Below are 25,788 nucleotides of genomic sequence, written 5' to 3' on the forward strand. Positions count from 1 at the left end.
CCCCTTGCTGGCTAAAGGGGTCGAACATAAACGTCCTGCCTGACCGGCTACTGCTGTTCAGCGGCGCTGACGGCGATCATCAGGTGGGGGAGTTTCAAGTGACCATACCCGGGGGATTTTGACCGACCCACGGGGACATACGAGAAAACCGCGGCGGGCAGCAACTTCCTGCCGCGCACTCCGCATAATAGCGGAAGTCTACCGGTTTGGTCGCCACCATCACCCGGACCGCGCCTGACGGACCGATCACCGGCTCGCCTTTAGCGCCTGGACGATCGACGCAATCATCGCGGTGTCCGCTCCACGACCGGCTCGGATCGTGATGCCGTCGACTTCAATCTCGATGATCCCGCTATCTGCCTTGCGCACCGCTTTACGATCCCGGTGAACAGTCGGCGCCGGCACCACGGCGTCAACCACCGCCGGCACAAACTGAACTTCGTCCTCTCGGGAATGACCGCCTGCTGCTTCTCGCAGCTGACGTCGCCAGCCAAACAACTGCTGCGGCGACAATCCATACCGCCGCGCTACCGAACAGACCGAATCGCCGCTTGCCACGATCTCCGCAACGATCCGCGCCTTGTCCTCGTCGCTCCACTTCCGCCGACGGCCGGCTCCGGTGAAGACCTCAAGCCGCCGCACCGGCTCCGTGATAGCAGTATGCACTGTGTCCATTCTAAGCCTACGGTTCAAACAAACCGCAGACTCGCAGATCACCCCGCCATCCGGAAGGTGGCCGCTGAACAGCGCTCTGATGTCCGCTGTCACTCCCATAGCGCCACCAGTGTGAATCTGCGTGGGGTCCGGACGCCGATCGGCGTCCAAGTGCTTGATTGACTTCGCGCGTGCGGGGTCAATGTTCAGCGTCGATTCACAATCCCCCCCCCCGGGCAATTACGGGTGCCGCAACGAGCGCCTTGCAGTTGCGCTGCGGAAGAAGCAAAAGGAGGCAATCTTAGCATCGGCTTTTTCAATGGCGTTACAAAAGCAAAAGATCACCAAAGACCAGCTTCATGAATTTATCCTAGAACGGTTTGGACTGACCAACTTCTTTCAGGTCAGCGAGGACAGGCAGCTCGGGTTTCGCACAACTGTGGTAGCGGCGCCGGAGGATCTCTGTGAGTTACATTCTCGGCTCGAACGTATTTGCTGTGAGTTGCGGCCAAGATTTGAGTTAGAGTAAGTCACGACCTCAGGCGGGATCTTCGAGGGGCTTTCGGCTGATTGGCGTTGGTCGAAGTATCTATATCTGGGCTCCGGTGTGTGTGTGTGTGTGTGTGTGTGTGTGCGTAAGTTCACAGAAGCATCGCAGACCGGGTGCTAGATATTCTTCGCGAATATTATTGCGGTCGTTCATATTGGTGACGGAGTTTACGGTGAATTACATGGCACCGATACAGGCTAGGTTCCTCGTACGAAGAGGAAGCGTCGACTGGATGGTTTATGATCGGGATCGCAAGGGGGCGGCCCAACTGAAGGATTACAGCTTGGCTGAGAAGCTGACGAAGGAACAAGCCGAGCAGATTAAGCAGCGGCTGGAGACGGCTTGACCGACGTTTGCAACGACTACCGGTGCTCGCACAACGTCCAGATGGACGCGGCGAGATGGCCGGACGAGATGCGGCTATCCGGTCTCCAGCCGCGGTTCACTTGCACAGTCTGAGGCAAGCGCAGCTCAATCATTCGTTCGGTCGATGAGCCGCCAAGGATGGGCACGCGCGGCTGACGGGGGCTACCCTGCCCAAGTTTGGCCGACATGGCCCACATGCTGGTACGAGCCATCTAAGGGGCTATCCGTTGACCTTGGCGGTGTCGTCCGGCAACGTCGTCGCCAAGGCTCTCACGCGCACATTCGGTCAATGGGTGCGAAGTGGTGGCGGTCGGAGTGTGCAGGCTAGCTGAAGCATCATTCCAACGGGCCGCGCCAAACTCGCGAGCGTTTGTAATCTTACAAATGTCACAGCCGCTGGCTAGAAACGTATCGACTGATTAGCACGGGCTCTTTCAATTGGCCATATTGCGATGGCGGCGAGCGAAGAGCACGCTCGCGGAATCCGGGGCGGCGGATCGCAAAGGAGTACAGATGTTCAAGAGACAGGTGTCGGGCCGCAAGCTTAAGTGCGCAACCAAGCGACGTCGAGCGAAGCCGAAGCGAACAGCGCGTCGTCAACTTGACGGAGCGTTCAACTTTGCAACGCGCGTATTGTCAGATTTCGACCCAACCACGGGAGTCAAGGGTGAAATACGGGACCGCATGGTCAGGACGGCGGAAGGGCGCTTCTATTTGATAGAAGGTCCAGACATCAAGCCGGGTGCTCTGAAGTCGTAACGCCTTATAGGCTCGAAGATGTCTTTGCGTGGTTGCAGGATTGTCCGGAGCAAATCGAGCGGACAGTGATCGTCGGCAACGCCAACTGCAATCTTTTAGAGCGCTGAGTTCTGCTTTGGGCGACACGGCGCGGGGCGTCAGACGACGCCCTGCGCATTATCGAACTCCCGTGGGTTTCGTCAGCTTTCCGAAAGCTTGCCCGAACAATAAGCTGTTGCAATGTAAACGGTACGAGAGGCCCACGGAGCCACGGACTTGGTGCGGACGGCCTACGCACCGCGCTTGAAGCGTATAGGCATCCAGAACTGCCGGAGGGCCTCGACGGTTGCTGGAATGTTGCGCCAGGCGTTTTGGATGATGGGCTGCGTTCCCAGCGTGCGCCGGGCCGGGGGTAGCAAGGGTCGACCGGCGTCGTCGATGCAATGGACCAAGATCGGCCGCAGCATAAGGTGTTCGGTTCCATTCGGGGGGAGAAGCCGCGACCAGACGAGAAGCCGAAGCTTCATGACGGCGTAGAAGCCCATGCACCAGGGCTGCGGGTCGACTTCGCCGTCCGGTGATCGCACGAACAGCGGCTCGAAGCTCTCCGGTCTCGTCGACAGCGTCTCGCTGATAGCGTTGTGGCGCATCAGCGTGGCGGCGATTGCCGAGAACTCCTCGGTGTCGTGATTGAAGGCGTCGGGATCTACGCCGAGGAGCGGGCACACCCATTCCTCGGACGCCATCGAGACCGGCCCGGCGACGACCGCGGCCACCGCGCCATCGAGCATGGAGAGCGACGTCGCCCGCGGATGCCGAAGCGTCGGCGACCTGGCGCGCTTGCTGATCCATTGCCCGAGCCGTTCGAACGACATGGCATAGTCCGCCATCGTCGTCTTGCGTGCTTTTCGCGTTCCCCGCCCTTGCTTCGGCTTCGTCATGCCACGGCCCGCTTTTCGGCTTCGCGTGCGGCCTTCCAGTTCCAGGCCAGAAGTTCGTGAAGCTGGTTGGTCTTCGTGGCGCCGCTCACCATGCGATCGAGAACGTCGACGAGATACGCCTCGGGGTCGAGGCCATTCAATTTCGCTGTGTTAAGAAGCGAAGCGAGTATCGCCCAGGTCTCGCCCCCGCCTTCGTCACCACTGAACAACGAGTTCTTTTTTCCGATCGCAATTGGCCTGATCGATCGTTCGACCGTGTTGGTGTCCGGCTCGAGCCGCCCGTCATCCAGGAACGTCGTCAGGCCCTGCCAGCGTTCGAGCATGTAGTCGATCGCCTTGATGAGCGTCGAGCGGCGGGAGATCCCGTCCTTCACCGCGATCAGACGGGCCCTCAACGCCTCCATCAGCGGCTTCGTCTCGGCCTGTCGCGTCGCGCGGCGTTCCCCAGCATCGAGACCGCGGATCCTCTCCTCGATCGCGTAGACGGCCGCAATGCGCTCGATGACCTCCGCGGCGAAGGGTGAGTTCGTCGTCTTGTGCACCCTCACGAAGTTGCGGCGCGCGTGAACGAGACAATACGCCAGCTGGATCTGGCCCGACATCATCGCATCGCCCGCCAGCGAGGCGTAGGCGGCATAGCCGTCGACTTGCAGCACGCCTTCGAAGCCGGCTAACTGCGCCACGATCTCCTTTTTGCCGCGACCACCTGCGAACACGTAGGCGACCGCCGGCGGCGCCGGCCCCTTCCACGCCCGATCGTCCGTCGCGTGCGCCCAGAACTGGCAGATCCTCGTGCGGCCGCGTCCCGGATCGAGCACTGGCATCGGCGTCTCGTCGCAGAACAGCCGCTCGAAGCCGTGCATAGTCTTCAGTTGCAGATCGTAGAGGCCCCTGACCAGCCACGCCGCGCTCCCCATCCAGCGCGCCAGCGTCTGACGGTCGACGACGACACCCTGACCCGCCAGGATCTGCGTCTGGCGATAGAGCGTCGATTGCCAGGCATATTTGGCCGCGGCGATATGCGCGATCAGCGCCGTCGTTGCCATGCCGCCCTCGACGAGCCGCGCCGGTGCCGGGGCCTGGACAATCGGGCCCTCACAGGAGCGGCAGGCGTATTTTGGACGGATCGTGCGGAGCACACGCAGCCACGCGGGAACCCGATCGAGCGCTTCGCTGCTCTCCTCGCCGATCCGATGCATCTGACCCGTGCAGCACGGGCACAGCGTGGACGCCGGCTCGATCACCCGCTCGACCCGAGGCAGATGCGCCGGCAGCGCGCCGATGTTGCGCTTCGCTTTGCGCCGCTCCGGCCGCGGCGCGTCCGGTTTGTCGTCATTGGCCGGGAGCTGTGAGCCGGCGGTCCGTTCCAGATCAAACGCGATCTGTTCGGCGCAGACGATCGCCGCGCGCTCCGATCGTGCGCCGAAGATCAGGCTCTTCAACGTGGCGATCTCTGCGCGCAGATCATCGTTCTCGCCTTCGAAAGCCAGCACCATCTCGGCAAGAGCCGCAGGGTCAGAGGGGAGATCTTCGGGGCGAAGCGCCATATCGCAGAGCTACACGAACGCACTCGCAATCGCCAGCAAAACAAGACGCTTCAGGCAACCTTCGTCGGCCGCTTCGTCACCTTCGGGACCACACGCGACCACTCCGCAAGACCTTCAATCAGCATCGCCAGTTGCGCCCCCGTCACCGGCATCGTACCCTCGCGAACAGGTGGCCAGGCAAAGCCCCCATTCTCCAGCCACTTCGTCGCTAGAACCATTCCCGAGCCGTCAAAAACCAGTAGCTTCAAACGATCCGATCGCTTCGATCGGAAGACATAAACGTCACCGCTGTAGGGCTTGCCGCCTAATCCCTCCGCTACCAGCGCGACAAGGCCATGAACGCCTTTACGAAAGTCAATCGGCTGCGTCGCGACGAACACACGGACCATTGGACCGAAAGAGATCATCGCGTCGATCTCACCGCCGCCAGCACGCGCTCCAGCGTCGCGGCGTCGACGCCGACGGGCACGCGCACCGTCGCGCCCGCGATCATCACCTCGATCCGCTCGGCCGGATCCGTCAGAACATGCGCCTTATCGATCGCGTTCGGCTGCGCCTCGACGGCGGCCTCGAGCCTGACTTGCACGAACTGCGGCGCTTCGCTCGACGCGAGCCGCGCCTGGCGCCGCCACACACTGAGCAGTCCCCGGTTCACCCCGTTGCGTCGAGCCACCTCGGAAATGCTCGTCTCCGGATCGGCACTCTCGGCCACGATCCGCGCCTTCTCCGCATCGCTCCAACTGCGCCGTCGCCTCTCCCCTGTGATCACCTCGATCCGCTGATAGGAGGCGGCATCATGCCCGTCTTGATGTCTGTCTTGATGCATGGAACGAGCGTCCCTCGCGTTGTCAAATCCACGCGCGAGTCTCGCTCATCCCGTCCACCTAAACGAGGTGGGGTCGTCGTACCGCTATCGTTGCAATGAGGATCAATTACGACAACGCACCCTCCGACGGGCAGAGTCCGGCCAGCAGCGCGATGCACTGACCGGCGCAGCTATGCTGCTTACGGCCGCTTTAGCTGCTCAAGGACCAGCCTCTTTCGCTGCTGACGAGAAAGGGAGTGCGCCAGTCAGGCGCCCCCGCGCGCGGCCCCAAGGACAAACCCACCGGGAAAATATCTCGTCAATGCATGTAAGCAGCGCCGGCTCGCGTAGTTGCTGCGCATGAAGCGTAAGCGACGTTCGCGTCCCACTCGCAAAGGTTTGGCGTGGGGATTGCAGTCTGTTGATCAACGTGTTTGCAAATCGTTGGCGGGGGGGTATGGAGGCGGCAACGACGGAGAATTACGAGGTGCGGCCGAACGACCAGGGCAGGAGCTCGTCGATCCGGGACTGCGGGTGACCGGTTGCGATCGCTTTGAGCGTCGCTTTCATCCAGACGTAGGGCTCCACGCTGTTGATTTTGCAGGTGGCGATGAGCGAAGCTATGCGCGCCCATGAACGACCACCTTCGTCGTGACCAGCAAATAAACTATTTTTACGCGTCAGAGTCAGCGGCCTGATTTGATTTTCGACGGGATTGGTGTCCATCTCAACGCAACCATCGTCGAGAAACAAGGTGAGGCCATCCCAATGGTTCAGGAGATAGGCGATCGCCTTGCCCATCTCGCTGCCCGGCGACAGGCGAGCGGCTTGCTCGCGCAGAAACCTCTCGAGTTCAGCGACGAGCGGCCGTGATCGCTCGTTACGGGTCGTTTGCCGAGCCGGGGCGTCGGCGCCACGGATCTCCTTCTCGATCGCATAGAGTGCGGCGATGCGCGCGAGAACGGCTTCGGCGATGGGTGAGCCGGCTTTCGGAGTCGCTGCGATGATCTTGCGCCTTGAGTGGGACCAACATGCGGCCAGCCGCAGCGGCACGCCGCCTTTGCGCTTGGGCCGTGCGAGCCGATGATAGCCCTGGTATCCGTCGACCTGAAGGATGCCGTCGAAGCCCTCGAGGATGCGCTCAGCATGGTCACCACCGCGTCCTGGCGCGTAGTGGTAGACCACGATTGGTGGATCAGCGCCGCCGTGGCCGCGATCGTCGCGCAGGACAGCCCACAGATAGCCGGTCTTCGTTCGGCCCCGGCCCGGATCGAGCACAGGCGCCCTGGTCTCGTCTATGAACAAGCGGCCCGATTGCTTCATCACGACGCTCATGCGCTCGACCAGCGGCGCGAGGTGGAAGGCGACCGTTCCCATCCAGTCTGCCAGAACGGCGCGATCGATGAAGATGCCATGCCGAGCCAGAACCTGCGACTGACGATAGAGTGGCATGTGCTCGCTGAACTTGGCGACCGCCACCTGCGCCAGCAGCGCCTCGGTGGGGATGCCACCCTCCACGAGATGGGCGGGCGCCGGCGCCTGAGCAACACCGGTGCAGCCCTTTGCGCAGGCGTAGCGCGGTCGCACCGTCTCGATCACACGATACTGGGCGGCCATGACATCGAGACGGCGGGAGCGATCCTCGCCGATCTGGACCATCCGGCCGCAGCCGCAGGGACACTCGAGGTTCTCGGGTTCGATCACCTGCTCGATGCGCGGCAGGTGCGCGGGAAAGGCACGGGCAGCGCGCCTGGTCCGGCGGCTGGACGGCGCCGTGCCGGCGCGGCGCGCACGATCGTCCTGGCGTTCCTGGACTTCGGCGATGGCAATCTCGATGTCCTCGAGAACCAGTTGCATCTGATCGGGATTGAACTTCTCCGAGCGTTTACCGAAACGTGCGCGCTCGTACTCCTTCACGAGCAGTTCGAGGCGTTCGACGCTCTCTTTGGACGCAGCCAGTTCACTCTCGACATGAAGGCGCGCCGAGCATTCATCGTCTGCGCGACGACGCTCGGCTTCAATCATCGCTTCCTGCGCGCGGAAGAGCGCGCGCACATCGGCGGGCAGCGCTGCAAGACGGGCGGGATCAATGGGGGACGGCGGCACATCCGCAAGCTATCATCCCAAAGCCCCGCGCGAAACAGGTTGTCGGGTCTGAGTCAGTTCGCCGCAGCTGGCGTCGCGACAATCCGTTCGCCCACTCGCTTCCAGTTCAGCCCTTCAAACGAGGGGATTGAGGAATGTCCCTGATAGTGAGTCTGACGAATCATTTCCGGAGGTGGTCGAGGTTGGGGACCCCCACCATCCTTTGTGGGGGCGCTCATATCGAGTGATTAGGAAGATCGGTCAGCGAGGCCGAGGCATTCCCGCTTCGTATGAAGTTGAGTATCGCGCAGGAAGCAGTCTTCTGATTCAAGCAACCGCAATCGAATATTATGAGCAAGAGGCAAATCAGATTAAGCTGAGTATGGAGGCTCTACTCGAGCTTTTATCGACAGCGGATTGTCCCGACGCACATGAGCATGGATCCAGCCGATCTTTGGTCGACGCTGACGCCCGCGCTCCGACGCCAGATCGTCGAAGACGTCGCCGCAATTTTGGCGGAGATCCCTCATGAAGTCCGAGCTGGTCACACCAAGCCACTTGGCGCGCAAAGCCGTAGTCTACATCCGGCAGTCGACGCCCCATCAGGTCGTAAGCAATCAGGAGAGCCTGCGCCTTCAATACGCGCTTCGCCAGCGCGCCCGCGAACTCGGATGGCGTGAGGCGGCCATCGACGTGATTGATGCCGATCTCGGGTTGAGCGGCGCGTCTATAGCACAGCGTAACGGCTTCAAGGAACTCGTTGGCCGTGTTGGCCTGAGTGAAGTGGGACTCATCCTGTCGATCGACGTGACCCGCTTGGCGCGTAATTGTACCGACTGGTATCCGCTCCTGGATATCTGTGGTCTACGTGGCTGCCTGATCGCCGACCGCGATGGTGTCTATGATCCGGGCACTCCCAACGGACGGTTGCTTCTCGGGCTGAAGGGTTCGATCTCCGAGCTTGAGCTACATACGATCCGCAGCCGGCTGACCGCCGGCCTGCTGGCCAAAGCCGAACGCGGCGAACTTGCGGTTATGCTGCCAATCGGGCTGATGCGGGACCCGAGCGGTGTGGTCGTTAAGGATCCCGACATGGCCGTGCAAGGGCGGCTCGGTCTCGTCTTCCAGTTATTCCTGCAGCTGCGCAGCGTTGCCAAGGTCATGCGAGCGTTGAACGAGCGTGACCTGGAACTGCCGCGTCGTGATCGATATGGCGATTTGTGCTGGACGCGCGCGACGCTGGCTGCCGTCGCGGCGATCTTGAAGAACCCCGCATACGCGGGCGCCTTTGTCTATGGACGAACCCGCTTCCGGCCGCCGAAGCGGGAGGGGGCCCTGCCACAAAAGGCTCCGCGGCCGATGGAGGAGTGGCGGATCGTCGTTAAAGATCGATATCCAGCCTATATCGACTGGCCAATTTATGAAAAAATCCGATCCGTCATCAGAGATAACCGAGCCGAATACATGCGCATCAAAACCCGCGGCGCGCCTCGCAATGGCGAGCTCCTGCTCCACGGCATTGCCTGGTGCGCACGATGTGGCCATAAGATGTACGTCCGCTACAAGGGCGGCGGCGAATATGTATGCAATCACCTGCGTACCCAGGAAGGTCAGCCAACCTGCCAACACATCCGCGCCGCCCATATCGATGCAGCCGTTGGCGACGCATTCCTAACCGCACTAGCGCCGGCCGAACTCGATGCCTTGTCGCGCTCCCGCCGGGTGCAGCAGCAGACGAACAATGCGCTACGCTCCAGTGCAGAACGAGAGCTCGAGCGCAAGCGATACACGGCGGCGCTCGCCGAACGGCAGTTCAACCGAGCTGATCCAGATAATCGGTTGGTCGCCTCGGAACTCGAGCGTCGATGGGAAGCGGCGCTAAACGACGTGCGCGCCGCCGAAGAGGCGCTTGCCCGACAGACGCCGCCCAAAGCCATCACACAAGTGGCCATAAGCAAGGAGCTCAACGACAAGGTCATCAGCCTCACCGGCCGCCTCCCGCAGATATGGGGTGACGAGACTATCTCGGATGCGCATCGCAAGGCGTTGTTGCGATGTCTCATCGAAAAGGTCGTTCTCGACCGCGGTGAGCGCGACTTGGCCCTGGCTAGGATCGTCTGGCGGGGAGGCGCCGTGACGGAGCTCGAAGTGAAGATGAGCGTCAACTCCGTCACCAGATTGACGCGAGGCACAGAGATGCGGGAACGCCTTCTGACGCTCGCTCGCGACGGCGTCCCAGACGACAAGATCGCCACAATCCTTACTCGGGAAGGTCACCGCTCTCCCCGTTGCGCCGATAAGGTGCTGCCTATCACCGTTGGGCGGCTCCGTCGTGCCGCCGCCATCAAGGTAACTGCCCAGCGCAGCCGATGGGAGCATGACGACTCATACCTCAGCCCGCCCGAACTGGCCCGAAGGCTCGAGATTCCAGTAAACTGGCTCTATGTTCAGATCCGAACCAAGCGTTTGCTAATTGATCGCCAGCCCAGCGGCGCCTATCTCTTCCCGAATACACCATCCGTTCTTCACGCCATCGGAGACCTTCGAAACCACGTCATCGCGCAACTTGATCTAAGAATCTGTCAGCCTAACAAGGAGGGGCATCAACATGGGTGATCGAACAGCGCTTCGAACTGCACGCGCGTCAGATGCATGACGCCGTCGCTGATCTGCGGCCACTCGAAACGACCATCGCGGCCAAGGCGCTTGTAGACCAAAACGAGGCCCGTGCCGTCCCATAGCAAAATCTTCAGCCGGTCGGCGCGCTTCGAACGAAAAACCACGATCAGGCCCGAATGCGGATCGAGCCCAAGCGTGTTTTGCACAAGACCGGCCAGCGCGTCGTGCCCGCACCGGAAGTCAACAGGACGCACAGCAAGCACAATCCGCAGTCCCTGCGCCGGAATGATCATGCGCCGCGCTCGATCGCAGTCACGATCTCCGCGATCCGCACCGCCGACACGTCCGCATCCAGGCGGACCGAAACCTTGCCAATCGTAATCTCGACGGGCCCCTCGCTCTTGCCTGACGCCACTGGATCGCTCAGCTCGATCGACACGAAATCCGCCGCGTCGTCCGTGACCAATGCGAGCCGGCCAGCACGCGCCAATCTGCGCCACGTCGTCAACTGCTGGGCCTTCACACCATAACGCCGTGCGACATCACATACCCGGGCGTCGGGCTTCATGCTCTCGAAAACAGCGCGCCCCTTGATCTCCGCAGACCATAACCGGCCTCCAGAACGCGTCCGGCGCGTAAGCTTCCCCACAAAGCCATCAGCTTCGGCTTCCTCCCCCGATTGTTCCATCGCCTTCAGTCTCCTCTCGGCTCTCTGACAAGCCAAGGATCGCAGAGCGAAAGCCGAAGCGAAACCAGTCAATCAAATGGGAGAAAAGCTCCGCTTACCATGAAGCGCAAGGAGATCACAGAAAACGAGGCGACTGCTCGTCGGTCAGTGCATTGTCGAAAACTCCTCGGCAGCGATTCAAGTCACATGATCGTCTTCGTCTCGGTCCGCCTCGAGTTGGTCGGCCTCGTCCGACGCCAGCACAGGAAACTCCCCGGCGAGCATTTTGTCCTTGCTGAGCAGGCCAGCCTCCTCGAGCATGTCCATGTCCGGAAGATCGCGCAGCGTCTGAAGGCCGAAGTGCGACAGGAACGCCTTGGTCGTCACATAGGTGTAGGGCGCACCGGGCTGGGGGCTACGCGGCCCGGCAGCGATGAACTCCAGTCCGCGCAGACGGGCGATGGTATCGCGGCTGACCTCTTTGCCGAAGAAGGATGACAATTCGCTGCGATTGATGGGCTGGTAATAGGCAATACAGGCGAGGATCAGCGCTTCGGTCTGCGACAACGCCTTGCCGTCGCCGGGAGCGCCGATCGCAGCCCGGATCGTTTCGGCGAAGTTTTTCCGGGTGCGGTGCTGCCAGCCGCCAGCGACGGATACGAGCTCGTAAGGCCGGCCGCGCAGTTCGTCGCGGATATCGTCGATGATGAGATCGATTTTGCAATCGCGGCCGACGACGCGCGCCAGCACCTCGCGCGTCACCGGCTCGGGCGAGGCGAAGATCACCGCCTCGACGCGGCCCATCCATTCGCGCCAGCGCAGCTCCGGCGGCAGCTCGGCCAGCTCGATGTCGAGATCCTCTTTTGGCCGCGCGCGCCGCCCCAAATCACCCTCCCAAAATGTCAGAGCCCATACAGTCGGAAGGTGGGGCGGCCGGTCAGCTCGCGCACCGCGCCGAGCGAGACCAGCCGCTCGAATAGCCGCCGTGTGCTGCGGTCACTCGCGGTCCTGCCGGCGCCGGCCGCCTGGGCGTCCTCCATCAGCAGGATCGCCACCATCATGTCGGCATCCTTGGCCCGCAACTTCGGCGCGGAGGCAAGTAGCCGATGGGCGCGCCGCACGAGGTCGGCGTAGAGATCGACGGCAGCAGCAGCGGCGCGCGCATAGGCCAGCGCGCAAGTCCTCGCCCAGGTCTCGTCGGGGCCGCCGGCCTTGCCGGCCGCGCGCAGCTCGGCGCGGCGCAGCTGGCCGGCGAGCAGCGGCACCGCCATCGGCCATTTCAAGCGATGGGCGAGCACAATGTCTGCGAGCCACAAGGCGAGCGGTTCGCTGTCGGGGACGACGCGCAGGCTTATCGCCGCGATCTCGGCAGCGGCCGCGACGGCGCTTCTCTGTCCTGCCGCCAATTTCGCCGCGGCGGTGACGACGTCCTCAAGCGCTTCATTGAAGCGCAGCTCGAACAGCGAGGACAAGGTAAGCATCCAGTCCGTCGGCGCCATGGCGGCCTGCTCGCCGAGATACCGCCAGGCCTTGAGGATGCATCCGCCCGGCCCCGGGTCGTCGGTCTCGCGGCGCAGATACCAGGCGTCACGCAGCGCCGCCTCGTCCTCGCTGCGACCGCCGTGGCGCGCCAGTACCGCGGCGTTCGACAGCGACAGACGATGCCGCCACAACGCGCCCAGCGGATGCTCGCTGCGCGCGATCGGATGGATCGCGGCGAGCGCCGCACCGGCGGAAAACATCGCATCGTCAACGCTCTCGGACGTCGTGCCCAGCCGCACCCAGGCCGGAAACGGCGGGAAGGTCGGCGGGGTTTCGGGCATGAGTCGCGCGCGTGAGGCCATGCCCGAGGCTAATCCCGCACGGCGCTTTGTGCCACAGATTTTGCGCAAAACCGCCGCGCCTGTCGGGGGATAACAACGAATGATAATGTTGCATTATCGGTCGTTTTCTTCACTATATAGGGCACGCCCGTTTTTCAACGCCGAGATCCCGGCAAATCGCGCTTCGGAAGCCCCCGCGCCGCCTGAGAGCCGGCGGCCGACGTGAATCTTTCCGGTCGAGGCGTCGGCACCCGAGGCGGCCCATCCTTGACCGCGACGAGGACGCCATTTAGAACATAGCTAGACTGTCTAGTCTAGGAACGCACAAAATGGAATGGCCGCTGCAGGACGCCAAGAACCAGTTTTCCAAGGTGGTGCAGAAGGCCCGCCTGGAAGGCCCGCAGGTCGTCACCCTGCGCGGGATGCGCGCCGCGGTGGTGCTGTCGGCCGCCGATTACGATGCGCTGCGCTCCGGGCGGCCGACCTTGGTCGACGACTTGCTGGCCGGGCCAAGCTGGGATGACGAACTGGCCGAAGAAGCGATGCGGCGCATCAAGCCCCCCAGCCGCGACGCGGCCTTCTGATGTATCTCATTGATACCAACGTCGTTTCCGAGGCTCGGCGCGGCTCTCCGCAGGCAACCGGCTGGCTGCGCTCGGTGGATCCGGCCAGCGTCTACCTGAGCACCCTCACCCTCGGCGAGATCATGCGCGGCATCGCGCTGAAGCAGAAGTCGGACCCGAAGGTGGCCGGCCACCTTGCCGAATGGTTGCGCAAGTTGCGCCACGACCACGCCAACCGCATCCTGGCGGTGACCGACCAGATCTCCGTCGAGTGGGGTCGCATCGCCGCGATCCGGCCGTGTGGCGATATCGACGGGCTGATCGCCGCAACCGCGATCGTCCACGACCTCATCCTCGTCACCCGCAATGTGGGGGATTTCGAGGATACGGGTGCAACGGTAATCAATCCCTGGGAGGACTCGGCATGAGCAGCCCACCAGCAACCGGTTCGGAACCGCTGGCGGCCGCGGAGATCGACACAGATCCTGCCGCCGCATCAGTCCCCTCCCCTCTTCCGGCACCCAAAACCGGCCTGCCGGCGCATCTCGAACGGCTTGCCGATCGCGCCCGCGACTACGTCGACGCGGCGAACTCGGCCAACACGCGCCGGGCCTATGCCTCCGATTGGAAGCACTTTTCCGGGTGGTGCCGGCGTCAGGGTCTCGAGGTGCTTCCGCCCTCCCCGCAGACGGTCGGGCTTTACATCACTGCCTGCGCCTCCGGCGCCGCGACGGCCGATCGCCAGGCGAATTCGGTCGCGACGATCGAGCGCCGGCTCTCGGCCCTGACCTGGAACTATGCCCAGCGCGGCACGCCACTCGACCGCGCGGACCGGCATATCGCAACGGTCCTCGCGGGCATCCGCAACACCCATGGCGCGCCGCCCCGGCAAAAGGAAGCCGTGCTGCCGGAAGATGTCATCGCCATGCTCGAGACGCTTAATCGCGGCACCCTGCGCGGCTTGCGCGACCGGGCCATGCTGCTGCTCGGCTTTGCGGGTGGCCTGCGGCGCTCCGAGATCGTCGGCCTCGACCTCCATCGCGACGACACCGAAGACGGCCAAGGCTGGGTCGAGATCCTCGACAAGGGCATGATCGTCACCCTGCGCGGCAAAACCGGCTGGCGCGAGATCGAGATCGGCCGGGGCTCGTCCGACGCGACCTGCCCGCTCGTTGCCTTGCAGATCTGGCTGAAGCTCGCGCGGATCGGCCATGGACCGATCTTCCGCCGGGTGACCGGCCAGGGCAAAGACGTCGGACCGGATCGCCTGAATGATCAACAGGTCGCCCGGCTGGTCAAACGCGCGGCGCTGGCCGCCGGGGTGCGCGCCGACCTGACCGAAGGCGAACGGGTCGATAAATTCGCCGGACATTCGCTGCGCGCCGGCCTCGCCTCCTCGGCCGAGGTCGACGAGCGCTACGTGCAGAAACAGCTCGGCCACGCCAGCGCCGAGCAGACCCGCCGCTATCAGCGGCGGCGCGACCGCTTCCGGGTCAATCTCACCAAGGCGGCGGGCCTTTGACCGCCGAATACCGGCCTCGCTCGCATCACCGCGCACGGTCCGCGTTCCTCCAGACGGATAGACCGGCCTGACTGGCGACGTGCGGTAATTACCATGGATATCCCAATATGGCCATGATAGATATCCTCAAGGAGATATCTCATGCCCCTCTTCATTCGTGACGATCAGGTCGACGACCTCGCCAGCCGGCTCCAGGCCATGACAGGCTCGCGGACCAAAACAGAAGCCGTGCGTCTCGCGCTCGAGCACGAGATCAAGCGCCAAACTGAAAATATGCTCCCGAGCCAACGAATCGGCAATGCTCTCGCAATCGTCGCTGGCATTCGGACCAACGCTGCGGAGCGCGGCCTCGCTGGCACGGACGATTTCGACATGAAGGCCTTCACCGACGAGATGTGGGGCGGCTGATGTTCCTCGATGCCTCGGCCATTGTCGCGATTCTCGGCGGCGAGCCGGATGGACCCGAACTCGCCGGCCGCTTGAACGGCTCGAAAACGGGCTTCTTCGTTTCACCCCTCGTATTGTTCGAGTCGGCCGCGTCGCTTGCCGCGAAGCTCGCCCGCGAAACCGGCTTACCGCGCGACGCCGCCCTCCTCGCCAAGGCCGAAACCGCGGTGCGGGAATTCGTCATCGCGCTCGGCGCCCAGGAAATTTCCGTCTCGTCGGATATCGGTCGCAAGGCCCTCGAAGCGGCGCAGACCTACAGCCGCCTAGTCGACCACCCCGCGCAGCTCAATTTCGGGGACTGCTTCGCCTATGCCTGCGCCAAGGCTTACCGCATCCCGCTCCTCTATAAGGGCAACGACTTCGCTCAGACCGATCTCCGATAGCGACGGGCCTCTTTGCGGAAAGAGGCGGGCTGGCGTACCGCCCCGCTCACGAATTCAGGCTTGGTCGACGCGCCAACTCAGGCAAAGCGCGCACCTTGTTCATCACCTCCCCATCGCCGTTCGGAGTTCGTCCAGGGCGTCATCCAGTCCGACGCGGCCGGTAGCCGAGTCGTCTGCGATGACGGAGTCCTTCCTGGCGCCGTTTCGGGTCATTTCGGCCGCCTGGCCAATGAGGCGCGCAATTCGGCACTGGCATGGTAGCCGCCGGACTGCGTGGGTTTGCCCTGCTCGGCGGGACCACCCGCGGGCGGCGGGGTTGGCTTCGATCCGTCCAGCTTGGCGCGCAGCAAGGCCATAATCATCGGCCAAACGGAGAATTTGCCCGCCTTGGCGCGGTCGGTCAGGCTTCGCAGATAGCCGCCGGCGCTGTTGATCTGGTCGGCTTTCTGGTAGATCGCGGCCAGCGTAATCGCGGCCTGTTGGTCACTCAGCACTTCCCTGGCCTCGCGCCAGGCGCTCGGGCTGATCCCCAGCATCGGCCGGGCAAGCTCCGCCGCAGCCACCAAATCCTTCCAGTGCCGGATTTCGCCCTCTTTGATCAGCCAGCGTATGTTGGGGCAGGCATCCAGAACAATCCCCAAGGGGAGCTCACGCTTCGGCAAGCTCCGCAGGTTGTGGTTAGCCGCGGCGTCGCCGCCCGCTTCATGTTTGGTCGCCAAGCCTCGTTCAGATTCAGATGAAAGATCTGGATTTGAATTCTGTATGTGGCAACCAGAGTGGGACTCATTGGCGTCCAGATTCTGTGTTTTGGCGAACGTTTCCAACAGCTCACGAATCTCACACCAGAGTTCTTCCATTTCGCCGCCGAGGCTCTCCAAAAGCTGCCGTGGGGCAGTCCGCGGAATCCGCCCGGCGATCTCCTGGTAGGCGTGCTGAAACCGCTTCCAATTTCCCGGGACGCCCTCGTCAAGCCCGGCTTCGATCATCTTGACGATGTCCCGGCGCAGGATGGTGAGCCGCTCCTTGGCAACGCGGAACGCCTTCTTCTCGGCCTGCACTGCGCCGGCGAGCGTCTTGTACTCCTCGGCGCGGGCCACGATCGGAGCCAGGTCAAAGCCGTAAGCCTGCTCGATCTCTCCGCCCTGCCCCTTGCGGGCGTAGCGTTTGCCGTTGGGGCTGTCTCTGCGAATGATCAGGCCGCAGTCGACCAGGACGGAAAGATGCCGGCGCAGCGTCGTCGGCGGCATCCCGTTGGCCCGCGCCATCAACTGCTCGTTGGAAGGCCAGACGATCAACTCGCCGTCGGCCTCGAGCGCGGTCTCGGGATGGAACGACAACAGTGCGTGCAGGATCGTCAGCGCACGGTCGGTCGCGCCGAGAACCTGGCGCACTTCCTTGATGTGCTGAAAAACGTGCCATTTGTGAACAATGGCTGTCTCTGGTTTTGCCTTTGCGGCCAGCTGGCTTGAAATCATGCCAAGCGTCATCGGCCGCCGCCCAAAGGGCGTCGTTGATAAGGGTGTCTGCATTGTTCTTCACCTATCGCTAGGCAAAAGAAGTCCGCCCTCCAAAACGAGCGCATGACTGCGGCCGGTTGGGCTTGACACCGATTCGCGGAAGTGGGATTCTGTCAGTCGCCAAACGTAACAGAGAAGGGCTTCCGGAACCTCGTTTCGGGGGCCTTTTTCTTTTGCTGGGTTAGTCTCCCGTCTCCTGTGGAATCGATCCTCTGCGGAACGCCTCATAGAGTTGATCGAGGTTCTCCGAGAGATACTCGCCGAACGCACGGGCGTCAGACGTCTTGGCCTTGAGTGCCAGTGTGAACTTCTTCCCTTCGGCGGAAATCTCCGCCGAGAGGGCGCTGTCCGGGGGTGTCCAGTTTCGCCTGCTCGGCTGGTTCTGCTTGCGTGTCGGCTTCGACCTCAATTTGCGGACCAGAAAGTCGAACCGCGCATCGCTCGACAGCCGGGAGAAGGCCTCGTCCCGAATGGTCTGGAGCGCGCGCTCCTGGATTGCCGGACTATCGAGCAGCAGCTTCAACTCATACCAGCGATCGCGGCCGACGTTCTTCGCTTGGCCGATGGCCTCCAAGATGGGGGAGGGCAGGCCTGCGACCGACAGCATCTTTGAGAGAGTCGTTCGGTCGATCGAGAGCGCGCTCAGAATGATTGCATTGTCGTCGTCGTAACGGAGACGCACGACGTCAGCGGCGAAGAGCGCGCGATCGATAAACGGGACGTCCGCACGCGCGGCGTTCTCCTGACCGAGCGCAAGCACATGCTCTCGATCCTCGATGTCCTTGACGACGGCGCGTACCTTCCGGCCGAGCGCCTGAGCGACTTTCCAGCGGCGATGTCCGAAGACCACCATGTACCGGCCGGCCGACTTCGGATTCGGCCTGACCAGAATAGGGGAGTCCTGGCCGCGCTCGCGGATCCGCTCCAGCAGCTGGTTGAACTCGGCCTCATCGTCAGCACGACGATCGCGGACGAACGAGGCGTCGATCAAGTCGGGCTCAAGCTCGACGACCGTTTCCCCCTCTACGAGCTTGTCGGCCCTAGCCGCAAGCTCGTCGAGCGACTTAAGGAGCGAGCGAGACGCGCCCTTGGCCGCATAGTCGGACACTGGACGGGACGGCCGTTTGTGATCGGCGGCGACGTCGTCAACCGCGGGCCGCTGATCGTCAAGAATGTTGGCGAAGGGGTTTTTACGAGCCATGACCAAACCTCCCATTTCGCCTTAGGCTCTTGAAGTCGCAGAGATTTTCGGCGGTTTTGACTGCGGTCAACACTACAGACGCCCCCACGCCCGGTGGATGAGCGCCTGAATCTCGAAATTCACCGCGTCCAGTGCCTCAATGGCACGATCGTAGGTGTCCCGATTGAAGCTGCCGCGTTCGACCTCATACAAGGTCTGCTTCGTCAGCCCTGCGTCCGAGATGGCAGTCGACTTCAGCATGGGGTTCTTGAGGATCTCCTCAGCGAGCATCGACTGCATGAAGCCCAGCATTTGGGTTTGCGGAATATCCGTCGGCTCGAATCGGGTGATCAAATATCGAAGCCAGTCGATTTTGACGGGCGCGCCCTTCTCCCGGATTGCCCTAACGAAGTTTCCGAGCATCAGCAGGAACTGGCTCATGGACATAAGGTCCAGCATCTGCGGATGGACGGTAATCAGAACAGAGCTGGAAGCGGTCAGCGCTGTCAGCGTCAGGAAGCCCAGTTGCGGCGGGCAATCAACTACGACGACATCGAATCGATCGTCTACTTCCTCAAGCGCGCGGCCGAGGCGTTCATAGAACCGCTTCCCCTCGTTCGAGCCCTGCATCGAGAGCGGCGTGTCGTACTCGTATTCCTGAAGCTCGAGGTTTGCCGGGATGATCTCAAGCAAAGGGAAATTGGTCCGCAGAATGACGTCGGCAACCGGCCGACGCTTTTCGTCGTACCTGATCGCGTCGTACAGCGACGGATTCCGATCGAGCTCCGGCTGAAAGCCGTGAAGCGCCGAGAGCGAGGCCTGCGGATCAAGGTCAATTGCGAGCACACGATGCCCGGTCAGGGCGAGATGCTGGCTCAGATGGGCGGCCGTCGTGGTCTTCCCAGAGCCCCCCTTGAAATTAACGACAGCGATAACCTGGAGCTTCTCCCCGGGCTTGCGGGAGGGGACGTATTTCTTCGCGTCTGACCGTCCGTTTTTGTCGAGATAGTGCCGCAGCTCCATCATCTGTTCCGCAGTATAGAAGCGCCTTCCACTACCTGCGATAGTGGGCTCCGGACCTTTCTTTTCGAGATGTAGTCTTTTGAGGTTGTTCGGGCTGACGCCGAGATAGTGGGCGACTTCCGACATCGGGAACAGACGGAGCGTCTTCTTCGCGTCCGGAGGAAATTTCTCCAGGCGAAGCTGATCGAGCTTCCTTGAGATCTCGTCTCCCTGTGCGAGGATTTTCTCGTCAAACTCGAATGTCGGGAGCAGGCCCATCCTAATCCACCCTACCTAGAAAATGGCGCCACAAACAGCAAAACGTGCCGGTCAGGCGCCAGTATGGGAGATTCGGCCCGTGTGGCAAGTCCTTTAAGGTTAACAACATCTTAACGGCTATTCTCAGCCGCGCGGAACGAGCAAGTGATTCGTTCCGATTCGTCTAATCTTATCGAGGGCTTACAAAGCGCTCGTGGAGCGAGGCCGCATCGTTTTCTGCCCCGTTAATTCTACAGTCAAAGCGACCCTTTTGGCCTCGACTAGAGCTGCAACCCGACCAAATCCGACGCCGAAGGCGCGACTCATCGCGAATCGGAGCTCGCCGGGGCCCCGTTAATTCACCAGAGCGTACGAGCCGCCGCGCCGTGCTGACTTGCCTCCGTTCACGCGAACGCGACGGAGGATTCGACGAATGCGGGCAATTGCGATCGATGCCAACGAACACGGCGGATTGGGGTCTCTGGTCGATGAGATGCATCAGTTGCGCGCCCGGATGTTCGCCCACCGGCTCGGTTGCCAGGTCAGGATCGAGTACGGCCGCGAGCGCGATGAATACGACGCGCTCAACCCGACCTACATCCTGGCCCTGACGAACCACGGCGGCGTCGCCGGCTGTGCCCGTCTGCTTCCGACCACGGGCCCGACCATGCTGTCGCGGACCTGCCCGCAACTGCTCCCGGGCGGCGGGTTACGAAGCAAATCGACCAGGATCGAGAGCTCGCGCGTTTGCCTCCTCGACACGCGCGTCGGGAGGAGGGGAGGCCGGTTCCTGCACGAGGCCACGCTGACAATGTTCGCGGGGATCATCGAGTGGTCGATGTCGAATGGCTTCGGCGAGATCGCCACGGCAACGGACGTGCGCTTCGAACGCATCCTCCAACGGGCGGGCTGGCCCATGACGCGCTTTGGCGGCGTAAAGCTCATCGGCGAGACCATGAGCGTCGCCGGCATCCTACCGGCCGGCCAGGCAAGCTTCGATCGGGTCTGCCCGCCTGGCTATCGGTCCGACCTGCGGCACCTTCAGCGCGTCGCTGCGTGAGCGATATGGCCGAACTTCGTTCTCATCCGCGGCTCGTCCGCAAACTCCAGGATGCGCTTGGCGACCAGATATGCGCCGCGCTCAATGATCCGGCGGTCGTCGAAGTGATGCTCAATCCGGATGGCCGGTTGTTCATTGAACGACTAGGCCAAGGGATGACCGCTGCCGGGACCATGCTGGAGGCGACCGCCGAGATCATTATCGGCAGTGTCGCCCATGCGCTGCAATCGGAGGCCGACGACGAGCGTCCGATCATTTCGGGGGAGCTGCCGATCGGCGGTCATCGCTTCGAAGGCTTGCTGCCGCCCGTCGTCGGCGCCCCCGCGTTCACAATCCGAAAGCGGGCTTCGCGTCTCTTCAATCTCGAGGACTACGTGACGCAGGGCGTGATGACGACCGACCATCTTGCGGTCATCCGCAACGCCATCGCTTCGCGCCTGAACATCGTGGTGTCGGGCGGCACGGGCTCGGGCAAGACAACACTCGCCAATGCCGTGATCGCGGCGATCGTGGCGCACGCGCCTGAACACCGCCTGGTCATTCTCGAAGATACGGCCGAGATCCAGTGCGCGGCCGACAACACCGTCTCGCTTCACACCAGCGACACGGTCGACATGGCGCGCCTGCTCAAGAGCACGATGCGGCTACGGCCCGATCGCATCATCGTCGGAGAAGTACGCGACGGCGCGGCGCTCACGCTGCTCAAGGCTTGGAATACCGGCCATCCCGGCGGCATCACCACCATCCACGCCAATAGCGCCGTTTCGGCGCTGCGCCGTCTCGAGCAGCTCACAGCCGAAGCCAGTCAACAGCCCATGCGCGAGGTCATCGGCGAGGCGGTCAATCTGATCGTCTCGATCGAACGAACGAACGGATCGCGGCCGCCAGGTCCGCGACGTGCTCCATGTCGAGAGCTTCTCAGCGGGCCAATACCGAACCCAGTCCTATGCCCCGAAGGAGGAACGCCATGTCGCATAACCGCATGATGATTGTCGGCACGAGCGCCGCATTGCTCGCGCTCCTGATACTCGACCCCGCCTTTGCGTCGACCAGCGGCGGCGGCAATCTGCCTTGGGAGAGCCCGCTTCAGCAGATCCAGCAATCGATCACGGGTCCGGTGGCTGGCTTCATCGCGCTTGCAGCTGTGGCCGTTGCAGGCGGCATGCTGATCTTCGGTGGCGAGCTCAACGATTTCGCGCGACGCCTCATGTATGTCGTGCTTGTCGCCGGCATTCTGCTCGGCGCCACACAGATCGTGGCTCTATTCGGTGCAAGCGGCGCGTCGATCGGTGATGTCACGCGTGCAGCGGCCAGCGCCGATGGGGCAGGGGAGCCCGGTCATGGCTGAGGTCGGGGCCAATCTGCGACGCAATCGCATTCACCGCGCGCTGTCGCGGCCGAACCTGCTATTCGGCGCCGATCGCGAGCTTGTGCTATTGACAGGCCTTGCCGCCGTCATCCTGATCTTCGTCGTGCTCACCTGGTATGCGGCGATCCTCGGCGCAGCTATCTGGATCGTTGTCGTCGCGGCGCTGCGGATAATGGCGAAGGCCGACCCGATGATGCGGCGGGTCTATGCCCGTCACATCTCCTATCGGCCTCACTACCGGGCGACCTCGACGCCCTGGCGTCGTTACTGAGGTCCGCTCATGGTCGCGCTGCGTACATTCCGTCATTCTGGCCCGTCCTTCGCCGATCTCGTGCCCTATGCCGGGCTCGTTGCGAACGGAATCGTGCTGCTGAAGGACGGCTCGCTGATGGCGGGCTGGTATTTTGCTGGGCCGGACTCCGAGAGCTCGACCGACGCCGAGCGCAACGGGGTCTCGCGCCAGATCAACACGATTCTGGCGCGCCTCGGCTCCGGCTGGATGATCCAGGTCGAGGCGGTGCGGGTGCCGACCACGGATTATCCGGTGCGGCAGGATTGCTACTTTCCCGATCCGGTGACGCGGGCGATCGACGACGAACGTCGCAGCCGCTTCGAGCAGGAGAGGGGACACTTCGAGAGCCGCCACGCGATCATCCTGTCCTGGCGGCCGCCCGAGCGGCGGCGCGCGGGTCTCGCGCGCTACATCTATTCCGATGCCGAGAGCCGATCGGCCTCCTATGCCGACACGGCGATCGAGAGCTTCCGCACCTCGGTCCGCGAGGTCGAGCAGTACCTCGCCAGCGTCCTGTCCATCCGGCGCATAGAAACGCGCGAGGTTGAGGAGCGCGACGGCACGCGCATGGCGCGTTACGATGAACTGTTCCAGTTCATCCGCTTCTGCATCACCGGCGAGAATCATCCGATCCGCTTGCCGGATATCCCGATGTATCTCGACTGGCTGGCGACGGCCGAGCTCCAGCATGGCCTGTCGCCGATGGTCGAGAACCGCTTTCTCGGCGTCGTGGCGATCGACGGTTTCCCGGCCGAGAGCTGGCCGGGAATCCTCAACTCCCTCGATCTGATGCCGCTGACCTATCGCTGGTCCTCGCGTTTCATGTTCCTCGACGACCAGGACGCGCGGCAGAAGCTCGAGCGCACCCGCAAGAAATGGCAGCAGAAGGTCCGCCCCTTCATCGACCAGCTCTTCCAGACGCAAAGCCGCTCGATCGATCAGGATGCGGCCGCCATGGTGGCCGAGACCGAGGATGCGATCGCACAAGCCTCTTCGCAACTCGTCGCCTATGGCTATTACACGCCGGTCATCGTGCTGTTCGACGAGAGCAGCGCGCGCCTGCAGGAGAAGGCCGAGGCGGTCCGTCGCCTGATCCAGGCCGAGGGTTTTGGCGCGCGCATCGAAACGCTGAACGCGACGGAAGCCTTCCTCGGCAGTCTGCCGGGCAATTGGTACGCCAACATCCGCGAGCCGCTCATTAACACGCGTAACCTCGCCGACCTGATCCCGCTCAATTCGGTGTGGTCGGGCAATCCGACCGCGCCATGCCCGTTCTATCCGCCTAGCTCCCCGCCATTGATGCAGGTCGCATCCGGTTCAACACCCTTCCGGCTGAACCTGCATGTCGACGACGTCGGTCATACCTTGGTGTTCGGGCCGACGGGCTCCGGCAAGTCGACGCTGCTCGCGCTGATCGCAGCGCAGTTTCGCCGTTATGCCGGTGCGCAGATCTTCGCCTTCGACAAGGGCCGCTCGATGCTACCGCTGACGCTGGCCGCCGGCGGCGATCATTACGAGATCGGCGGCGATGACGCCGACGGTGCGGCAGCGCTCGCGTTTTGTCCGTTATCGGATTTATCGACGGACAACGATCGCGCCTGGGCGGCGGAATGGGTGGAGACGCTCGTCGCCGTGCAAGGCGTCTTGATCACGCCCGATCATCGCAACGCCATCTCGCGGCAGATCGGCCTGATGGCCGAGGCCCGCGGACGATCGCTGTCGGACTTCGTGTCGGGTGTGCAGATGCGCGAGATCAAGGACGCGCTGCACCACTACACGGTCGACGGTCCGATGGGCCAACTGCTCGATGCCGAGAGGGACGGCTTGCAACTCGGGTCGTTCCAGACCTTCGAAATCGAGCAGCTGATGAATATGGGCGAGCGCAACCTTGTCCCGGTCCTGACCTATCTGTTTCGACGAATCGAGAAAAGGCTGACCGGCAGCCCCAGCCTGATCATTCTCGACGAGGCCTGGCTGATGCTCGGCCATCCCGTCTTCCGCGACAAGATTCGCGAATGGCTGAAGGTGCTGCGCAAGGCCAATTGCGCAGTGCTGCTCGCCACGCAGTCGATCTCTGATGCTGAGCGCTCCGGCATCATCGACGTGCTGAAAGAGAGCTGCCCGACCAAGATCTGTCTGCCGAATGGTGCCGCGCGGGAGCCCGGTACGCGCGAGTTCTACGAGCGTATCGGCTTCAACGAACGGCAGATCGAGATCGTCGCGGCAGCTAGCCCCAAGCGCGAATACTACGTCGCCTCGCCCGAGGGTCGCCGTCTCTTCAACATGGCGCTCGGACCCGTCGCGCTCTCCTTCGTCGGTGCGTCCGGCAAGGAGGACCTGAAGCGCATCCTGGCGCTGAAGGCGGCCGAGGCCAATTGGCCCGTTCACTGGCTCAAGGAAAGGGGGATCGGCCATGCCGAGACGCTTCTCGCCGATTTGTAGGACGCTCATCATCGCCACGATCATCGGATCGCCGGCGGCCGGTCCAGCCTTCGCCGGAGCCGCGGCCGGCGGCGCGACCGAGTTCACGCAAATTCTCAATAACGGCGAACTGGTCAGCCTCGTCGGTCAATCGACGACGCAGATCAACAACCAGATTCAACAAATCTCCCAGCTCGCCCAGCAGATCCAGAACCAGCTGAGGATCTACGAGAACATGCTGCAGAACACCGCGCAGTTGCCCTCGCATGTCTGGGGGCAGGCCGAGAACGACCTCAAGCAGCTGCAGAACATCGTCAACCAAGGCCAGGGCATGGCGTTCTCGATGGGAAACATCGATGACGTGCTCATGCAGCGCTTCCAGAGCTACGCGCAGTTCAAGACCAATCTGCCGAACGCCGCGAGCTTCGCCTCGACCTATCAGACCTGGTCGGCGACCAACCGCGACACGATCTCGGGCACGCTGCAGGCGGCGGGTCTCACCTCGCAGCAGTTCGCGACCGAGAACTCGACGATGACGCAACTCAAGACCGCTTCGGAGAGCGCCGACGGCCAGATGAAAGCTCTGCAGGTCGGCCATGAGATCGCCGCGCAGGAAGTCGCCCAGATGCAGAAGCTGCGCGGTCTGATCGCGCAGCAGACGACGATGATGGCGACCTGGTTTCAGTCCTCGCAGGCGAGCAAGGACCTGTCGCAGGCGCGCCGGGAGCAGTTCTTCAACGCGACCTCGCCCGCGACCTCCGGCGGCCAGACCATGGAGCCGCGCTGGTGAGACCGTCTACCATCATCATCGTCGTCATCGCCATTGGCGCCTGCGCTGCAGGAGCTTGGCTGTTCCTCGCGCCGCACACGCCAAGGCCGGGACAAGGGACTGCGTCGGCTGCCGGTGACGTCTTTAACCCCCCGCAGGACTACAAGACGTCCGGCGGCCAGCAGATGAAACCGCGTTGGTAGAGAAAGG

Annotated in this window: 26 protein-coding genes and 1 pseudogene; 14 read left to right on the plus strand and 13 right to left on the minus strand. The window is 62.8% G+C overall.

Annotation, left to right across the window (positions count from 1 at the left end):
* Positions 1-246: 246 nt before the first annotated feature.
* Entirely contained in the window at positions 247-675 is a 429-nt protein-coding gene (gene tnpA / locus J4G43_RS54580; RefSeq protein WP_035680217.1) for an IS66-like element accessory protein TnpA, read from the minus strand.
* A gap of 181 nt (positions 676-856) precedes the next feature.
* Between tnpA (J4G43_RS54580) and J4G43_RS54585 the strand changes: the two genes are divergently transcribed.
* A complete protein-coding gene (locus tag J4G43_RS54585) occupies positions 857-1,183 on the plus strand; it encodes a hypothetical protein (protein WP_225006052.1) in 327 nt (108 codons plus the stop codon).
* 1,415 nt (positions 1,184-2,598) lie between these two features.
* Here J4G43_RS54585 and J4G43_RS54590 read toward each other — a convergent pair.
* From J4G43_RS54590 to tnpC (J4G43_RS54610), 5 genes are all read right to left on the minus strand, one after another.
* Entirely contained in the window at positions 2,599-3,249 is a 651-nt protein-coding gene (locus J4G43_RS54590; RefSeq protein ID WP_063712394.1) for a UPF0149 family protein, read from the minus strand.
* Positions 3,246-4,796, minus strand: a complete 1,551-nt coding sequence (gene tnpC / locus J4G43_RS54595; protein ID WP_035681142.1) for an IS66 family transposase — start codon at positions 4,794-4,796, stop codon at positions 3,246-3,248. Before tnpC (J4G43_RS54595) ends, J4G43_RS54590 begins: the two co-directional genes overlap by 4 nt.
* A gap of 50 nt (positions 4,797-4,846) precedes the next feature.
* Positions 4,847-5,203: an IS66 family insertion sequence element accessory protein TnpB gene (gene tnpB, locus J4G43_RS54600; RefSeq protein WP_018273742.1), complete on the minus strand. Its 357-nt coding sequence runs from the start codon at positions 5,201-5,203 to the stop codon at positions 4,847-4,849.
* On the minus strand, positions 5,200-5,622 hold the full coding sequence (gene tnpA / locus J4G43_RS55565; RefSeq protein ID WP_018273743.1) for an IS66-like element accessory protein TnpA: 423 nt from the start codon (positions 5,620-5,622) through the stop codon (positions 5,200-5,202). The genes tnpB (J4G43_RS54600) and tnpA (J4G43_RS55565) overlap by 4 nt, the downstream gene beginning before the upstream one ends.
* A 459-nt stretch (positions 5,623-6,081) precedes the next feature.
* Positions 6,082-7,626: an IS66 family transposase gene (gene tnpC / locus J4G43_RS54610; RefSeq protein ID WP_224517700.1), complete on the minus strand. Its 1,545-nt coding sequence runs from the start codon at positions 7,624-7,626 to the stop codon at positions 6,082-6,084.
* A 588-nt stretch (positions 7,627-8,214) separates the two neighbouring features.
* Here tnpC (J4G43_RS54610) and J4G43_RS54615 point away from each other — a divergent pair.
* Complete coding sequence (locus J4G43_RS54615) at positions 8,215-10,302, plus strand: recombinase family protein (RefSeq protein WP_049810452.1); 2,088 nt, start codon at positions 8,215-8,217, stop codon at positions 10,300-10,302.
* Here the strand turns inward: J4G43_RS54615 and tnpB (J4G43_RS54620) are convergent.
* The 4 genes from tnpB (J4G43_RS54620) to J4G43_RS54635 all read right to left on the minus strand — a co-directional run bounded on the left by tnpB (J4G43_RS54620) (position 10,290) and on the right by J4G43_RS54635 (position 12,795).
* Positions 10,290-10,598 (minus strand): IS66 family insertion sequence element accessory protein TnpB, encoded by a 309-nt coding sequence (gene tnpB, locus J4G43_RS54620; protein ID WP_060907863.1) that lies wholly within the window; start codon positions 10,596-10,598, stop codon positions 10,290-10,292. The genes J4G43_RS54615 and tnpB (J4G43_RS54620) overlap by 13 nt on opposite strands.
* On the minus strand, positions 10,595-10,993 hold the full coding sequence (locus J4G43_RS54625; protein ID WP_026192391.1) for a transposase: 399 nt from the start codon (positions 10,991-10,993) through the stop codon (positions 10,595-10,597). Before J4G43_RS54625 ends, tnpB (J4G43_RS54620) begins: the two co-directional genes overlap by 4 nt.
* 177 nt (positions 10,994-11,170) lie before the next feature.
* The gene (gene scpB / locus J4G43_RS54630; protein ID WP_038946061.1) at positions 11,171-11,857 is read right to left on the minus strand and encodes an SMC-Scp complex subunit ScpB; all 687 of its coding nucleotides are present in this window, start codon (positions 11,855-11,857) and stop codon (positions 11,171-11,173) included.
* Positions 11,858-11,874: 17 nt separating this feature from the next.
* Positions 11,875-12,795, minus strand: coding sequence for a DUF1403 family protein (locus J4G43_RS54635; RefSeq protein WP_225006054.1), 921 nt, complete (start codon positions 12,793-12,795; stop codon positions 11,875-11,877).
* Positions 12,796-13,124: 329 nt separating this feature from the next.
* On the opposite strand from J4G43_RS54635, the gene J4G43_RS54640 reads away from it, so the two are divergent.
* The 5 genes from J4G43_RS54640 (at position 13,125) to J4G43_RS54660 (ending at position 15,710) form a co-directional block, all read left to right on the plus strand.
* On the plus strand, positions 13,125-13,379 hold the full coding sequence (locus J4G43_RS54640) for a type II toxin-antitoxin system Phd/YefM family antitoxin (RefSeq protein WP_208089682.1): 255 nt from the start codon (positions 13,125-13,127) through the stop codon (positions 13,377-13,379).
* Positions 13,379-13,786, plus strand: a complete 408-nt coding sequence (locus J4G43_RS54645; RefSeq protein ID WP_208089683.1) for a type II toxin-antitoxin system VapC family toxin — start codon at positions 13,379-13,381, stop codon at positions 13,784-13,786. Before J4G43_RS54640 ends, J4G43_RS54645 begins: the two co-directional genes overlap by 1 nt.
* Positions 13,783-14,880, plus strand: coding sequence for a tyrosine-type recombinase/integrase (locus tag J4G43_RS54650; RefSeq protein WP_208089684.1), 1,098 nt, complete (start codon positions 13,783-13,785; stop codon positions 14,878-14,880). Before J4G43_RS54645 ends, J4G43_RS54650 begins: the two co-directional genes overlap by 4 nt.
* Positions 14,881-15,021: 141 nt before the next feature.
* On the plus strand, positions 15,022-15,288 hold the full coding sequence (locus tag J4G43_RS54655; RefSeq protein ID WP_035679268.1) for a type II toxin-antitoxin system VapB family antitoxin: 267 nt from the start codon (positions 15,022-15,024) through the stop codon (positions 15,286-15,288).
* The gene (locus tag J4G43_RS54660; protein WP_035679271.1) at positions 15,288-15,710 is read left to right on the plus strand and encodes a type II toxin-antitoxin system VapC family toxin; all 423 of its coding nucleotides are present in this window, start codon (positions 15,288-15,290) and stop codon (positions 15,708-15,710) included. Before J4G43_RS54655 ends, J4G43_RS54660 begins: the two co-directional genes overlap by 1 nt.
* A 209-nt stretch (positions 15,711-15,919) precedes the next feature.
* Here the strand turns inward: J4G43_RS54660 and repC are convergent, their stop codons facing one another.
* From repC to repA, 3 genes are all read right to left on the minus strand, one after another.
* Positions 15,920-17,239, minus strand: coding sequence for a plasmid replication protein RepC (repC, locus tag J4G43_RS54665; RefSeq protein WP_038381010.1), 1,320 nt, complete (start codon positions 17,237-17,239; stop codon positions 15,920-15,922).
* Positions 17,240-17,408: 169 nt separating this feature from the next.
* Positions 17,409-18,428, minus strand: a complete 1,020-nt coding sequence (gene repB, locus J4G43_RS54670; RefSeq protein WP_208089685.1) for a plasmid partitioning protein RepB — start codon at positions 18,426-18,428, stop codon at positions 17,409-17,411.
* 72 nt (positions 18,429-18,500) lie between these two features.
* Positions 18,501-19,688, minus strand: a complete 1,188-nt coding sequence (repA, locus tag J4G43_RS54675) for a plasmid partitioning protein RepA (protein WP_035679254.1) — start codon at positions 19,686-19,688, stop codon at positions 18,501-18,503.
* Positions 19,689-20,100: 412 nt separating this feature from the next.
* Between repA and traI the strand changes: the two genes are divergently transcribed.
* The 7 genes and pseudogenes from traI to J4G43_RS54710 all read left to right on the plus strand — a co-directional run bounded on the left by traI (position 20,101) and on the right by J4G43_RS54710 (position 25,781).
* On the plus strand, positions 20,101-20,727 hold the full coding sequence (gene traI, locus J4G43_RS54680) for an acyl-homoserine-lactone synthase (RefSeq protein ID WP_208089669.1): 627 nt from the start codon (positions 20,101-20,103) through the stop codon (positions 20,725-20,727).
* A 5-nt stretch (positions 20,728-20,732) separates the two neighbouring features.
* Positions 20,733-21,705 (plus strand): annotated as a pseudogene (gene trbB / locus J4G43_RS54685) (P-type conjugative transfer ATPase TrbB).
* Positions 21,695-22,075 (plus strand): TrbC/VirB2 family protein, encoded by a 381-nt coding sequence (locus J4G43_RS54690; RefSeq protein WP_028152998.1) that lies wholly within the window; start codon positions 21,695-21,697, stop codon positions 22,073-22,075. Before trbB ends, J4G43_RS54690 begins: the two are co-directional and overlap by 11 nt.
* Positions 22,068-22,367, plus strand: a complete 300-nt coding sequence (locus J4G43_RS54695) for a conjugal transfer protein TrbD (protein WP_028152997.1) — start codon at positions 22,068-22,070, stop codon at positions 22,365-22,367. Before J4G43_RS54690 ends, J4G43_RS54695 begins: the two co-directional genes overlap by 8 nt.
* Before the next feature lie 9 nt (positions 22,368-22,376).
* Complete coding sequence (locus J4G43_RS54700; RefSeq protein ID WP_208089668.1) at positions 22,377-24,830, plus strand: conjugal transfer protein TrbE; 2,454 nt, start codon at positions 22,377-22,379, stop codon at positions 24,828-24,830.
* Positions 24,802-25,599 (plus strand): P-type conjugative transfer protein TrbJ, encoded by a 798-nt coding sequence (gene trbJ / locus J4G43_RS54705; RefSeq protein WP_028152995.1) that lies wholly within the window; start codon positions 24,802-24,804, stop codon positions 25,597-25,599. The genes J4G43_RS54700 and trbJ overlap by 29 nt, the downstream gene beginning before the upstream one ends.
* Complete coding sequence (locus tag J4G43_RS54710; protein WP_208089667.1) at positions 25,596-25,781, plus strand: DUF2749 domain-containing protein; 186 nt, start codon at positions 25,596-25,598, stop codon at positions 25,779-25,781. The genes trbJ and J4G43_RS54710 overlap by 4 nt, the downstream gene beginning before the upstream one ends.
* Positions 25,782-25,788 lie beyond the last annotated feature (7 nt).

Source organism: Bradyrhizobium barranii subsp. barranii, from assembly GCF_017565645.3.
GTDB lineage: Bacteria > Pseudomonadota > Alphaproteobacteria > Rhizobiales > Xanthobacteraceae > Bradyrhizobium > Bradyrhizobium barranii.